This is a genomic window from Actinoplanes sp. NPDC049668, assembly GCF_044465445.1.
In the GTDB taxonomy this organism is placed as follows: Bacteria; Actinomycetota; Actinomycetes; order Mycobacteriales; family Micromonosporaceae; genus Actinoplanes.
The window spans coordinates 395,134-409,228 of record NZ_JBITLR010000004.1 but is presented as its reverse complement, the minus strand read 5'-3'; the positions used below and the strand labels follow the sequence as shown (position 1 = coordinate 409,228).

The following is a 14,095-nucleotide window of genomic DNA, read 5'->3' as shown; positions in this document are numbered from 1 at the left end:
GCTCTCGAGCCGCGCCCGGTCAGGATCCGGATCCGGTACGGCGGCGACGGTACTCGGCCACCACCAGCTCGGTCAGTTCGTCCACCGTCACCTCGGAGGTGCGGCGGTCGAAGGTGATCGTGCCGTGTTGCAGCAGGTTGACCCGGTCGCAGACGTCGAGGACCTGTGCGTAGTTGTGGGCGATGATGATGACCGAGACGTCGCCGCGGGCCTTGAGGTCGCGGATCAGGTCGAGGATCAGCACGCCCTCCTTGGCGCCCATGGCGGCGAGCGGCTCGTCCAGCAGCAGGATCCGGGCGTCGGAGTAGACGGCCCGGGCGACCGCGACCGCCTGCCGCTGGCCGCCGGAGAGCTTGGCCACCTCGGCGGAGACGTCCGGGATGTTCACCCCCATGTCCGCCAGGTGCTCGCGGGCCAGGCGGCGCATGGCCCGGTTGTTGAGCAGCGGCCCGATCCGCAGCTCCCGGTTGAGGAACATGTTGTGGTAGACGGAGAGCTCGTTGATCAGGGCGAGCCCCTGGTACACGGTGTCGATGCCGAGCGACCGGGCATGGTCGACGCTGCGCAGGACGACCTCCGAGCCGGCGACGAACATGCGGCCGGCGTCCGGCTGGTGGTACCCGCAGATGATTTTGATGAGCGTGGACTTCCCGGCGCCGTTGTCCCCGATCAGGCCGAGCACCTCGCCCTTCTCCAGCCGCAGGCTGACGTCGCTCAGCGCGGTCAGCGCGCCGAACTGCTTGCGGACGTGCTCGACCCGCAGGGCGGTCTCCTCCGCCATCAGGCGCCTCCCGTCCGCCGCAACCGCGACAGGTACTGGTTCGCGATCATCGAGATCAGAATCGCGCTGCCGAGGATCAGGTTGAACGGATTGGCGCTGATGCCGATGAGGTTGAAGCCGTTCTGCAGCTCGGCGAGGATCAGGGCGCCGAGCAGGGCGCCGATGACCGTGCCGGAGCCGCCGGCCAGGGCGGTGCCGCCGATGACCGCGGCGGAGATGGCGGTGAAGACCAGCGCGGTGCCGCCGCCGATGTTGGGATCGATGCTGTTGATCCGGAACGCCTCCAGGATCCCGGCGAGCGCGCCGAGCACGCTGGCGATCATGAAGTTGCCGATCTTTATCCGGTTGGCCCGGATGCCCGCCTCGGTCGCGCCGATCAGGTTGCCGCCGACCGAGATCGTGTGCAGCCCCCACCGGGTGCGGGTGAGCACGATGTGGAAGAACACGACGATCGAGAGGCACCAGGTCAGCGACGCCCAGTCGGCCGCGCCGAAGATCTGCTGGATCCGGCCCTGCGCCTCCTCCGGGATCTGCGCCGGGTACGCGTGCGAGGTGGTGAGCAGCACGCCGAGCAGGAAGTAGTACATGCCGAGGGTGGCCACCAGCGACGGCACCTTCAGCTTGGTGACGATGAAGCCGTTGCAGAACCCGATGGCCGCCGAGATTCCGAAGGCCAGCAGGAACGCGGGCACCACGGGCACGCCGTACAGGTCCACCGCGTAGTGGACCAGGAACGGCGCGAGCGCGGCGACCACGCCGACCGACAGGTCGATCTCGCCGCTGACCAGCAGCAGCACGATGCCCACCGCGACGATCGCGGCCGGCGCGGTCGCCTGCGCGATGTTGCGCAGGTTGTCGTGGGTGAGGAAGGCCTCGTTGGCCGCCCGGAAGTAGACGGCCATCGCGATGGCGACGATCAGGACGCTCGCCTCGCGCCAGCGCACCAGTATCGTGCCGAGCTGCCGCAGCACGGGCAGGAGGCGCCGGCCGCGATCCGCGGTCGGCGCCCCGTTCTGTCCGGTTGGGGCGTCCCCTTCTCGAACCGTCTCGTGCATCAGTCCATCCCGGTCACTCACTCGTGTGCGATGGGCCCGGACCGTTCGACGAGCTTGACGTCGGTGGACGCGCCCTCGTACCGGGTCTGGGTGTTCTGGTACTGGGCCACGTTGTCCTTGGTCACGAACAGAAGCCCGGTGTTGGTCTGCGGCGGCGAGATCAGCCCGCCGGAGATCTTGTAGAGGTACAGGTAGAGCACGGGCAGGAAGCCCTGCAGGTAGGGCTGCTGGTCGATGGTGTAGTCGAGGTCGCCGTCCTTGATCGAGGCGAGCGTCTCCGGGATCAGGTCGAAGCCCCCGGCCACCTTCAGGCCCTTGCTACGCATGTCGTACTTCTTCACGGTCTGGCCGATCGACTGGGTCGATCCCGCGTCCACCGCCAGCATTCCGGCGAGGTTGGGGTGGCCCTGCGCGTACGCGTCGATGATGGACAGGCCCTTGGTGATGTCGGCGTTCGTCGCGACGGAGGTGAAGGTGATCGCGCCGCCGGCGTCCTTGAACGCCTGCTGCGCGCCGTCGATCCGGGGCTGGATGTTGAGCTGGCCCGGCGTGGCGATGAAGCCGACCACCTCGCCGGACTGCACCTGGGTCAGCGCGCGCTGACCGAGGGCGTACCCGGACTCGTAGAGGCCCTGCCCGACGTACGTCAGCCGGTTGGTGCCCGGGTCCTCGCGGGCGCCGTCCGCGTTGTAGGACACGACCGGGATGCCGGCGTCGAGCGCCTGGTCGACCGGCGCCTTGAACGCGGTCTTGTCCACCACGGCGATGGCGATGCCGTCGGCCTTGCCGCTGATCGCGGTGTTGGTGGCGTTGACCATCTCGGCCACCACGGAGTTGGCCGAGCCGGTCCACTGGTACGAGCAGCCGAGCAGCTTGCAGGCGTCCTCCGCGCCGTACTGGGTCGGCGTGAAGAAGGGGTTCGTCGTGACGTGGTTGATGAAGACGAACTTCCAGTTCGGCGTCTTGGGGAAGTTGCCGACGGCGTCGGCGCTGGTCTCGTTGTCGCCGCAGGCGCTGAGCAGCCCCGTCGCCGCGAGCGAGGCACTCACCAGGCCGGTGCCGGCGAGCAGCCGCCGGCGGGTGACCCGACTGAGATCGAGTTTGTCGGCCGCCTCCGCGACGGCAGGGTGAACAGGCATCTTGCACACCTCCTCCGCCGCTGCCGGTGAGGGCAGCGGCGGGCTATAAGGACAGCGTCAGCGCGCTACGCCGAGCTGGTAGATGGTGGTCGTCCGGTAGGTCTGCCCGGGCCGCAGGACCGTCGACGGGAAGCCGGCCTGGTTCGGCGAGTCGGGGTAGTGCTGCGTCTCCAGGGCGAAGCCGTCGCCCTGCCGGTACATCCGCCCGCCGGTGCCGACGAGCGTGCCGTCCAGGAAGTTGCCGCCGTAGAACTGGATGCCCGGCTCGGTGGTGAGGATGGTGAGCTGCCGGCCGCTCGCCGGATCCGTGGCCCGCGCGGCCAGCTCGAGGCGGGTGAACGTGTTGTCGCGCCGGTCGAGCACCCAGTTGTGGTCGTAGCCGCGGCCGATCACCAGCTGTTCGAAACCGTCACGGTTGCGCTCGCCGATGGCGGTGGCCCGGCGGAAGTCCATCGGAGTCCCGGCGACCGGGTCGATCGCGCCGGTCGGGATCAGCGTGGGATCCACCGGCGTGTACCTGCTCGCGTTCAGGTAGAGCTTGTGATCGTCGATCGTTCCGGTGCCCTCGCCGCCCAGGTTCCAGTACGCGTGGTTGGTGAGGTTCACGACCGTCGGCTTGCTGGTCGTGGCTACGTAGTCCATCTTGATGGCGTGGTCGGTGGTGAGCGTGTAGGTCACCGTGGAGCGCAGCTCGCCGGGGTAGCCCTGGTCGCCGTCGGGGCTGGTGAACTGCAGCCGCAGCCCGACGCTCTTGCTGTTCTTCAGGGGCGTGGCCGCCCACACGTGCTTGTCGAACCCGATCGTTCCGCCGTGCAGGCTGTTGGGATCGTTGTTGATCGGCAGCTGGTACGTCGTGCCGTCCAGGGTGAACTGCCCCTTCGCGATCCGGTTGGCGTACCGGCCGGTGATGCAGCCGAAGTACGGGCTCTTCGTCTCGTAGTCGGCGAGGTTGTCGAACCCGAGCGCCACGTTGGCCAGCCGGCCGCGCCGGTCCGGCGTCTCGATGGTCTGCAGAATGCCGCCGTACGTGAGAATCCGTACCCGCATCCCGTTGGCGGTGAGGGTGTAGCGGTCGACGGCCTCGCCACCGGCGGTCGTGCCCCAGGCTTCCTTGGTGATCGTCGTGCGGTCACCGGCGTACGAGGTCGATCCGACCACGCCGACAGCGCCGACCATGAGTGCCACCGCCCCGAGCCGGGCGGCGGTCCGGCCTGTTGAGAACTTATGCATGGTGCCTCGCCTCTCGCGGCAATGCCACGTCCTCGCGTGGCAGGCATAGCGACATGAGGGCAACCCGGGGAGGGAGTCAACATCCTCGGGTGACAAAGAACGTCTCGTCATGCGACCGACGGCATCGAAACCAGTAGGCAACATGTGCGAGGCCAAGAGCGCGGAATCGACGCTATATTTCGATCACAAACGGTGTCAACACCCATAGATTCTTCGATCTTCGAATCGCCGGCCGCTACATTTCGATCTCTTGAGATCTGTTATGCGGACGGAGGTCAACTAGTCCGGTGGATCGGGCCGGAGAATACCGGTCCGAAGTAGACCGGCTGGGGCAAACCGCGCTGACACCGCGCCGCATGCGTAGGGTTCCGTCCTGGTCTGGCACGGAAAGCAGGGTTACCGCGGGCTATAGAAACATTTCTCTGAGATTTCGGCTATGTGACGATTCTCGCCACGACGCAATGCTGCATACGAATGTATGCAATCGTATGCAGCCTCGGTACGGTCCACCTGCCCAGCGTTCACCGACGCGTAGAAAGGAGTGCGATCCCGTCTCGGGCCGCCCGCCACGGCGGCCGCGATCATAATGCTGTGTCGGCGACAGGAACGCCCAACGCCTGCATTCGCCGGGCGACGCCTTTCTGCGCATTATCGGCCTCGCCCGCATCGGAAAACAATTGCTTCGAAACTGAAAACCGAGCTTCCCGTTTCCCCATTACCGCAGCTGCGCGGTGTCGGAGATCACGCGAGCCCTCAGGCGTGGGAGACGCAGCACACCCCACCGAAGAACTCAAGGACGATCAGGGCCTGTCGACCGCAGGGGCATGACGCAGGCTCAGGCACCGATCGCGCGCCGGCGCAGCCCGCTGGAGGACCGCTCCATCTCCGGCAAGCTGCTGCCGAGGCTGTTCGCACCGACGGGGATCGCCGGCGTGATCATCGGTCTGTCCAACGTCGACGGCTATCGCGGCTCGCTGGTGATCCGTGGGCTGATCGCCTGCGCGATCGCGGCGGCGCTCTGGCGGGTCGACTGGGACCGGGTGCACCCGCAGGCGCTGCGCGCCATGGCCTACGTCGGGGTGATCATCATCGGGTTCGGGGCGGTCACCGCCCCAGAGACGTACTACCTCGTCCTGCTCGACTCGGCCGTCGGCCTGGTCTGGGCCGGGTTCACCCTGGAACGGCGCGACGTGGTGGCGCTGTCGATCATCATGGGCGCACAGACCTTCGTGACGGAGTGGTTGCTGGCGCCGCCGTGGACGGCGGTGTGGCACTCCGTGGCGATCTGGCTGCTGCTGACCACGCTCTGCGTGGCGATGCACTGGCTGCGCCGGCTGCTCGACGACAGCGCCGACCAGGTCGCGGCGGCACAGGCCGAGATCAGCGAGCTGCAGGTGCGCACGCTGACGGAGCAGCAGCGGGCCGAGGCGCGCCGGGCCGAGCTGGCGGCCGCGCAGGTCGCCGAGCACGCGCGGCTGCAGCGGGAGATCGCCGAGCAGGTGTCCGTGCTGGCCCGCTCCGCCGCCGAGGTCAACGGAAACACCACCACGGCGGCCACCGCGACCGAGCAGATGTCCTCCGCGCTGCGCGACCTGTCCCGCACCGCACACTCCTCCGACGAGATCACCGCCACCGTGGTCCGGCAGGCCGACAGCGCCGCCACCGTGATCAGGGCCCTCGCCGCCTCCAGCGAACAGATCATGGCGGCCAGCGACATCATCCAGTCCATCGCCGCCCAGACCAACCTGCTCGCCCTCAACGCCACCATCGAGTCGGCCCGGGCCGGCGAGGCCGGCAAGGGCTTCGCCGTCGTCGCCAACGAGGTCAAGGAACTCGCCCGCCAGTCCGGCGAGAACGCCGACTCCATCAACCGCACCCTCACCGAGGTCCGCGCGCAGGTCGACGCCGCCGTCACCGAGGTCACCCAGATCGCCGGCGGCATGAACGCCCTCTCCGCACACCAGAGCACCCTCGCCGCCGCCATCGAACAGCAGTCCGCCGCCGTCGCCGAGGTCACCCGCACCGTCACCCAGACCGCCGGCGAGACCCAGACGATGGCGAGCGGCATCCTCGCGCTGGAGCGCATCTCGGCGGACAGCTGACCCCTAGCCTTTCGTTGTTTCAGGCAAAAGTTCAACTTGGTTTCAACAAAGTTATGGACTTCTGAACAGAACCTGCCTAGCGTCCAGGCATCGATGATGGTCGACCTTGAGTCGTCCTCATGCTGCTGCCCCTGGAGCGCTCGATGAGAAGACTGACCCGTCCCCCGAAGTCCTCCTCCCTCGTGTTGGGCACCGCGATCCTGCTCACCGCCCTGGTGCCGGCCCTCCCCGCGTACGCCGCCCCGCCGCCGCAGGAGCCCGGCGTCACCCTGCGGACCTACGATCTGCAGACCGCCCGGGACAAGATCTGCGCCCTGAAGCCGGGGCAGACACCCAACGTCGACAAGCTCATGCCGGTGGTCAACTGGACCACCACGGCCGACTTCGGCTTCGCCGACCGCTTCCAGAGCGAGGTGATCGGCAACGTCAACATCCCCGCGGCGGGTGCGTACACGTTCCGGCTCACCAGCGACGACGGGTCACGGCTGCAGATCGACGGCGCCACCGTCATCGACCACGACGGGCTGCACGGTGTCACCTCGAAGGAGGGCGCCGTCACCCTCACGACCGGCTACCACGCCCTGCGCGTCGACTACTTCGAGCGCGACGGCGGCCAGCAGCTCACCCTGGAGTGGCGGCCGCCGGGCGCGAGCGCGTTCGCGGTCGTACCCAACAGCGTGCTGAGCACCGACGCCGGCGTGGTGCGGGTGACCGCGCCCGGGCGCAAGGAGTGCGAGGCCTCCGGCGACAGCCCCGGCGACGGCCTGCCGCTGACCGCCGTGCACCCCGGCTACACGCTCACCAACCTGCGGCCGTCCGGCTTCCAGCCGCAGGTGAGCGCCATGGACTTCTATCCCGACGGGCGGCTGGCGATCGCCACCTGGGGCGGCAGCGACACCGTCGCCGGCGAGGTCTACATCCTCAGCGGCGTCACCGGCGCCACCTCGCCGAGCCAGGTCACGTACCGGAAAATCGCCACCGGGCTGCGCGAGCCGATGGGCCTGAAGATCGTCGACGGCAAGATCTACGTGGCGCAGAAGCACGAGCTGACCGAGCTCAACGACACCAACGGCGACGGCACCATCGACCAGTACCGGCGGGTGGCCACCTGGCCGTTCGACGGCAACTTCCACGAGTTCGCGTTCGGCCTGCTGTACAAGGACGGCTTCTTCTACCTGAACCTGTCCGTCTCGATCAACCTCGGCGGCGCCACCACCGAGCCGCAGGGCTCACCCAACCGCGGCACCAGCCTGAAGATCAACCGGACCACCGGCGCGGTGGAGTACGTCGCCGGCGGCCTGCGCACCCCGGACGGGCTCGGGTGGGGGCCGGAGGGCGACATCTTCGTCACCGACAACCAGGGCGGCTGGCTGCCCGCCTCGAAGCTCGTGCAGATCAAGCCGGGCCGCTTCTTCAACCACTACACCAACCCGGACGGCCCGTACGACGGCCAGCCGGTCACCCAGCCCGTGCTGTGGCTGCCGCAGAACGAGATCGCCAACTCGCCGAGCACCCCGCTGCTGCTCGACTCCGGCCCGTACGCGGGTCAGATGCTCTTCGGCGACGTCACGTACGGCGGCGTCCAGCGCGCCTTCCTCGAGAAGATCAACGGCCAGTACCAGGGCGCGGTCTTCCGGCTGACCCAGGGCCTCGAGGCGGGCGTGCTGCGCCTGAGCCAGGGGCCGGACGGCGCCCTGTACGCCGGCGGGCTCGGCGCGGGCGGCAACTGGGGCCAGGAGGGCAAGCTGACGTACGGGCTGCAGAAGCTCACGCCCAACGGCACCAGCGTCTTCGACATCAAGGCGATGCGCGCGGTCGCCGGCGGCTTCGAGCTCGAGTACACCCAGCCCGTCTCGACCGCCACCGCCGAGCAACTCGCCGCCCGGTACCGCGCCGAGCAGTGGCGCTACGTGCCGACGCCGGCGTACGGGGGCCCGAAGGTCGACGAGGAGACGCTGCCGGTGGCATCGGCGGTCCTGTCCGCCGACCGGCTCAAGGTGACGCTCAAGCTGACCGGGCTCAAGCCGGGCCGGGTCGTGCACGTGCGCTCGCCGCGGCCCTTCACCTCGACCTCCGGGGCGTCGCTGTGGAGCACCGAGGCCTGGTACTCGCTGAACAGCCTCGTCGACGGCACGACGTCCCGGACCGGCCGGGTCGAGGCGGAGCACTCCGGGCTGAGCGGGACCGCGGGCGTGGCGACCGACCACAGCGGCTACACCGGATCCGGCTTCGTCGCCGGGTACGGCTCCGTCGGCGCCGCGACCACCTTCACCGTCGACGTGCCGTCGGCCGGGTCCTACCCGGTCTCGCTGCGCTACAGCAACGGCCCGAACCCGTCGGCCGGAGCCAAGACCGTCAGCCTGTACGTCAACGGCGCCAAGGTGCGGCAGGTGAGCCTCGCCGACACCGGCAACTGGGACACCTGGGCGGTCAAGACCGACGCCGTGACGCTGCGGGCCGGCGGCAACACGGTCGCGTACCGGGTCGACACCGGCGACGTCGGGCACGTCAACCTGGACAGCCTGACCGTCGACAACGGCACGTCCGCCGCGACGCCGCGGACGGGCACCATCACCGGCATCGGCGCCAAGTGCATCGACGTCGACAACGCCGGCACCGCCGACGGCACCAAGATTCAGCTCTACACCTGCAACAACTCGTCCGCGCAGAGCTGGACCCGCAGCGGCGACACGCTGCGGGCGCTCGGCAAGTGCCTGGACATCGACAACGGCGGCACCGCCGACGGCACCAAGGTCCAGCTGTACACCTGCAACAACAGCGCCGCGCAGGTGTGGCAGACCCAGCCGAACGGCTCGCTGCTCAACCCGCAGTCCGGCAAGGTGCTCGACGCCGCGGGCGGCGCGAGCGCGGACGGCACCCAGCTCCAGCTCTGGCAGTGGGCCGACGTGACCCAGCAGCGGTGGACCCACAACGGCACCAGCCGGGTCACCCTGTTCAACGGCGGCAACCTGCAGGCGTTCCAGAACGCCGACGGCACGGCGCCGACCTGGCCGATCTCCGGCGGCTCGGCCGAGGTGCTCGGCGGCGACCTGCGCACCAAGCAGACCTACGGCGACTTCCGGCTGCACGCGGAGTTCTGGCTGCCGAACCTGCCGGCCGACGTGACCGGCCAGGCCCGCGCCAACAGCGGCATCTACCTGCAGGACCGCTACGAGATCCAGGTCCTCGACACGTACGGCAAGCCGGCGCTGGCCGACAACGAGTGCGCCGCGATCTACCTGAAACGGGCGCCGTCCGCCAACCCCGGCACCGCGCCGGAGACGTGGCAGACCTACGACATCACGTTCCGGGCGGCGCGCTACGACGGCGCGACCAAGACCGAGAACGCCCGCGTCACCGTGGTCTGGAACGGCGTCACCGTCCACGACGACGTCGCCGTCGACGGCCCGACGGGCAACGGCGCGCCGGAGGGCCCGGACCTGCGCCCGATCCGCCTGCAGGACCACGGCGACCCGGGCGCCAACGTCCGCTACCGCAACATCTGGATCGAACCCGCGTAGCGCCCGGCCCGCCCGGCCGCGGTCATCCGACCCGGCCGGGCGGGACCGGGTTCTTCGGCAACCGGGATCTTCGGCAACCGAAATGAGGATTCCTCAGCTCCGGTGGCCGGAGCAGAATTCGGCGCCATGAACTCGTCGTTGACGGCGGTCGGGCTGCCCATCGCGCTCGGCATCATCATGCTCGGTCTCGGTCTGTCCCTGACCGTGGCGGACTTCCACCGGGTCGTGAGCTTTCCCAAGCCGATCCTCATCGCGCTGGCCTGCCAGGCGCTGCTGTTGCCCGCGCTCTGCTTCGGGCTGGTCGTGGCGCTGGACCTGCCGCCGGCGCTGGCGGTCGGCATGATGCTGCTCGCGGCCTCGCCCGGCGGCACCACGGCCAACCTGTACAGCCACCTCTTCGGCGGGCAGGTGGCGCTCAACGTGACCCTGACCGCCGTCAACTCGGTGCTCGCCGTCGTCACGCTGCCGATCGTCGTGAACCTCTCGGCCGCGTACTTCCTCCCCGATGCCGGCTCCATCGGCCTGCAGTTCGACAAGGTGCTGCAGGTCTTCGCGATCGTCCTGGTGCCGGTGGCGATCGGCATGGCGCTGCGGGCGCGCCTCCCGGCGCTCGCCGACCGCCTGGCCCGGCCCGTCAAGATCCTGTCCGTCATCGTGCTGGTCGCGGTGATCGTCGGTACGGTGCTCAAGGAGCTCGAGAACGTCGCGGACTACTTCGTCGCCGTCGGCGTCGCGGTCCTGATCTTCAACGTGGCGAGCCTCGCCATCGGGTACGGCGCGCCCCGGCTGGCCCGGATCGGCAAGAGCGAGTCGATCGCCGTCGGCATGGAGATCGGCATCCACAACAGCACCCTGGCGATCACGATCGCGGTCAGCCCCGGCCTGCTCGACAGCACCGAGATGGCGATACCCGCCGCCGTGTACGGCATCGTCATGTTCTTCACCGCCGCCGCCTTCGGCTACCTCGTCACCCGGCGGCGCAAGGAGGTGGAGGTGGGCCGGCCCGCCTGAGTTCACGCCGGCCCACCTCATCCCGGTGTCAGGCCGGGAGCCCGCCGACCTGCGTGTTGACCCAGGCACGGATCGACGACAGGTCGCCGTAGATGGACGGCCCGGTCGCGCACGTCGAGCTGTTGTTGCCGGCGCGGCTGGTCACGCCGATCAGCGCCCACTGGCCGCCGACCTGTCGCACCTGCGGCCCACCGGAGTCGCCGTAGCAGGCGCCGGAGTTGCCGTTGGTGTTGTTGGTGCAGATCTCGTACGCCGCGTCGATGCCGGAGCAGCGGCTGTCGGCCACGATCGACGTGTCGAGCTCGTTGGCGATGCGGGGCGTGGAGCCGCAGCCCCGGGTGGGGCAGGTCTGGCCCCAGCCGATGATCCGGGTGGCGGTGCCGTTGGCGCCGGAGGCCGTGGGGATCGGCGCGGGTGCATGCGACACCGACGAGGCCAGCTCGAAGAGCTTGACGTCGATCCGCGGGTGATTCACCGCGCGCCGGACGGAGACGACGGTGCCGCCGCTGCTGCGGTCGATGCTGCCGACGCGCACGGTGCTGGGCGTCGGGCAGTGCTTGGCCGTGACGGCCCAGTTGGCCTTGATGAGCGAGCCGGTACAGCCGGAGACGTACACCATGAACGAGTAGTTCGTGGTGGCCGGCCGGCCGCCGACGACCTGGGCGACGGGCGGCGGCTCGGGCGAGGGGGCCGCGACCGCGGCGGCGGGCATGAGCGAGCCGGCGGCGGCCGCGGTGACTGCGGCTGTGAGCAGTGTACGGATGAGGGGACGCATACCGTTTTCCTGTCTGTGCCGTGGGGGTGTAAGCGGGCGGTTGCCCGCGGAAACGGTATCGACACACTGATGAACATCGATACATCCTGAACGGGGCCTACCGCCGGGTGATGACCGGGCGCCGGCCAGAACCTCCGGATTGGATCCCGGCCCGCCCGGCCGCGGGGCCTAGCGTGTGCTCATGGATCACCGACTCGCCGCCGACCTCGCGGCGCTACCGGAGCTGCTGGAGTCGACCCGCGTGTACGCCACCGGCGTACTCGAAGGCCTGGACGAGCGGCCGGCGGCCCACCCACCCGCGCCGCCCGCCGCGGAGCCGCTGCCCGAGCGGGGCGCGGGCCTGGCCGGCGCGCTGGCCACGTTCGCCGAGCGCTGGGCGCCCGGCTTCTCCGGCAGCGCCGGCCCTCGCTACCTGGGCTTCGTCACCGGCGGCGCCACCCCGGCCGCGCTCGCCGGCGACTGGCTCACCGGCGTCTTCGACCAGAACGGCAGCTCGGAGGTCGGCTCGACCGGCGGCGAGCTGGAGCGGGAGACGCTCGGCTGGCTGCGCGAGCTGTTCGGCCTGGACGCCGGCCAGTCCGGTGCGTTCGTCAGCGGCGCGACCATGTCCAACCTCGTCGGCCTGGCGATCGGCCGGGAATGGCTCGGCGAGCGGCTCGGCGTCGACGTGGCGCGCCACGGTGCGCACGCGCTGGGACCGGTCGAGGTGCTGTCCGGCGCGCCGCACTCCAGCATCTACAAGGCACTGTCCATCCTGGGCCTCGGTCGGGACGCGGTGCGGCAGCTGCCGGTCCGGCCCGGCCGGGAGGCGGTCGACGTGGCGGCGCTGCGTGCCGCGCTGGCCGCCCGCGACGGCCGCCCGGCGATCGTGGTCGCCAACGCGGGCACCGTCAACACCGTCGACTTCGACGACCTGCGGGCGATCGCCGCGCTGCGCGAGGAGTTCCCGTTCTGGCTGCACGTCGACGCCGCGTTCGGCGCGTTCGCCGCGCTCAGCCCGGAGCACGCGCCGCTGCTCGACGGGCTGACCGAGGCCGACTCCGTCTGCGTCGACCTGCACAAGTGGCTCAACGTGCCGTACGACTCGGCGGTGCAGTACACCCGCCGGCCGGACCTGCAGTCCCGGGTGTTCGGCAACTCGGCGGCGTATCTCGGCCCGCTCACCGAGCGGCCGGACTTCCTGCACCTGACGCCGGAGAACTCCCGGCGGCTGCGGGCCCTCGCAGCCTGGTTCTCGCTCGCCGCGTACGGCAGGGCGGGGCACCGGGACATCGTCGAGCGCAACGTCGCCTCGGCGCGGCGGGTCGGCGCGCGCCTGGCGGAACTGCCCGGGGTGCGGCTGCTCGCCCCGGTCCGGCTCAACGTCGCCTGCCTGGCGGTACCGGGCGACCCGGCCGAGACGGCCCGGGCGCTCGCCGAGACCGGCGAGGCGTTCGTGACGCCGACCGTGTACGCCGGCACGCCCGCGCTCCGGCTGGCCTTCAGCAACTGGCGCACCACCGAGGCCGACGAGGAGCGGATCGTCGCCGCCTTCCGCAAAGTGCTGTGGGCGCGGAACTGGGACGGCGCCGTACCCGTCCGAGCAGAATGACTTTTCGTGTCCGGCTCCTCGTGGCGGCTGCCGCGGGCGCAGCACTCGTCGCCGGCGTTCTCATCTGGTTCCAGACCACCACGGGCGATCAACGCCCGGCGGTGGTCGCCGACGCCCCCGCATCGCCCGCGAACTCCTCCGCCCCCGTACGGGACGATTGGCAGACCATCGAGTATCGCGGCGCGAAGGTCGACGTCCCGGCCCGCTGGAAGCGGCTGGACAACGGCGACTGCGAGTTCCAGTTCGAGCACTGGGCGCCGCCGGGCCCGCACCCGTGCAACTTCGACGGCGGCGTCCGTTTCTACGGCTCCGCCACCTTCGACCCGGCGCACGGCCCGGGTGTCCGGCGCACCGCCGACGGCTGGGCCGGCTACGTGTACGCCGGCGACTACGCCGTGTACGCCTCCGGCGCCGACCGCGAGCTGATCCAGGCGGTGTTGAACTCGGCACGGGCGACGTAAATCCTCAACCGGGGCCCGCGCCCGCCGATTGCTGGGAAGCCAGGAGACAGCGACGACACCGGGGAGGCCGGCCATGCGGGGCTACCGAACCGGTCTCAGCGCGGAGACCTCGGCGACCTGGGTCGCCGCCCTCCCCCGCGTCGGCCTCGGCTCGGTCCTCGGCCGCGAGAGCATCGTGCAGTCCCCCTCGCACGTGCGCCCCGGCGACCTGATCATCTCCGGCGCGGAGCGCTACCGGGTCGCCAGCGTCGATCCGCCGAAGTTCGACGTCATCCAGGTGCACCTGGCGCACGGCGAGCGGCGCCCCAGCCTCTACCTGCAGGCCTCCACCCCGGTGCGGGTCGTGCGCGCCAAGCGGCGCCGCCCGAAGGCAGCGAAACCGGCATCCTGACGAATCCCTGGGAACTTTCCAGGACCGGTCGACGACTA

Annotated in this window: 11 protein-coding genes; 6 read left to right on the top strand and 5 right to left on the bottom strand. The window is 70.1% G+C overall.

Annotated features, from left to right (window positions below; all coding sequences use genetic code 11):
- Positions 1-19: 19 nt before the first annotated feature.
- The 4 genes from ACIBSW_RS19120 to ACIBSW_RS19105 all read right to left on the bottom strand — a co-directional run bounded on the left by ACIBSW_RS19120 (position 20) and on the right by ACIBSW_RS19105 (position 4,205).
- A complete protein-coding gene (locus ACIBSW_RS19120) occupies positions 20-781 on the bottom strand; it encodes an ATP-binding cassette domain-containing protein (RefSeq protein ID WP_354727950.1) in 762 nt (253 codons plus the stop codon).
- Entirely contained in the window at positions 781-1,752 is a 972-nt protein-coding gene (locus ACIBSW_RS19115) for an ABC transporter permease (RefSeq protein ID WP_354727952.1), read from the bottom strand. Before ACIBSW_RS19115 ends, ACIBSW_RS19120 begins: the two co-directional genes overlap by 1 nt.
- Positions 1,753-1,853: 101 nt before the next feature.
- Positions 1,854-2,975 carry a sugar ABC transporter substrate-binding protein gene (locus ACIBSW_RS19110; RefSeq protein WP_354727954.1) on the bottom strand — a complete coding sequence of 374 codons (1,122 nt, stop codon included), beginning with the start codon at positions 2,973-2,975 and terminating at the stop codon, positions 1,854-1,856.
- 57 nt (positions 2,976-3,032) lie between these two features.
- On the bottom strand, positions 3,033-4,205 hold the full coding sequence (locus ACIBSW_RS19105; protein WP_354727956.1) for an aldose epimerase family protein: 1,173 nt from the start codon (positions 4,203-4,205) through the stop codon (positions 3,033-3,035).
- Between the two features lie 824 nt (positions 4,206-5,029).
- Here ACIBSW_RS19105 and ACIBSW_RS19100 point away from each other — a divergent pair.
- From ACIBSW_RS19100 to ACIBSW_RS19090, 3 genes are all read left to right on the top strand, one after another.
- Complete coding sequence (locus ACIBSW_RS19100) at positions 5,030-6,307, top strand: methyl-accepting chemotaxis protein (protein WP_354727958.1); 1,278 nt, start codon at positions 5,030-5,032, stop codon at positions 6,305-6,307.
- A gap of 119 nt (positions 6,308-6,426) precedes the next feature.
- Entirely contained in the window at positions 6,427-9,828 is a 3,402-nt protein-coding gene (locus ACIBSW_RS19095) for a family 16 glycoside hydrolase (RefSeq protein WP_354727960.1), read from the top strand.
- A 126-nt stretch (positions 9,829-9,954) separates the two neighbouring features.
- Positions 9,955-10,839 carry a bile acid:sodium symporter family protein gene (locus ACIBSW_RS19090; protein ID WP_404799382.1) on the top strand — a complete coding sequence of 295 codons (885 nt, stop codon included), beginning with the start codon at positions 9,955-9,957 and terminating at the stop codon, positions 10,837-10,839.
- Positions 10,840-10,867: 28 nt separating this feature from the next.
- On the opposite strand, the gene ACIBSW_RS19085 is transcribed toward ACIBSW_RS19090, so the two are convergent.
- Entirely contained in the window at positions 10,868-11,614 is a 747-nt protein-coding gene (locus tag ACIBSW_RS19085) for a trypsin-like serine protease (RefSeq protein WP_354723513.1), read from the bottom strand.
- A gap of 181 nt (positions 11,615-11,795) precedes the next feature.
- Between ACIBSW_RS19085 and ACIBSW_RS19080 the strand changes: the two genes are divergently transcribed.
- The 3 genes from ACIBSW_RS19080 (at position 11,796) to ACIBSW_RS19070 (ending at position 14,057) form a co-directional block, all read left to right on the top strand.
- Positions 11,796-13,205 (top strand): pyridoxal-dependent decarboxylase, encoded by a 1,410-nt coding sequence (locus ACIBSW_RS19080; protein ID WP_354723515.1) that lies wholly within the window; start codon positions 11,796-11,798, stop codon positions 13,203-13,205.
- Positions 13,202-13,666, top strand: coding sequence for a hypothetical protein (locus tag ACIBSW_RS19075; RefSeq protein ID WP_354723517.1), 465 nt, complete (start codon positions 13,202-13,204; stop codon positions 13,664-13,666). Before ACIBSW_RS19080 ends, ACIBSW_RS19075 begins: the two co-directional genes overlap by 4 nt.
- A gap of 73 nt (positions 13,667-13,739) precedes the next feature.
- Positions 13,740-14,057, top strand: coding sequence for a hypothetical protein (locus ACIBSW_RS19070; RefSeq protein WP_354723519.1), 318 nt, complete (start codon positions 13,740-13,742; stop codon positions 14,055-14,057).
- The last annotated feature ends 38 nt before the right edge of the window (positions 14,058-14,095 follow it).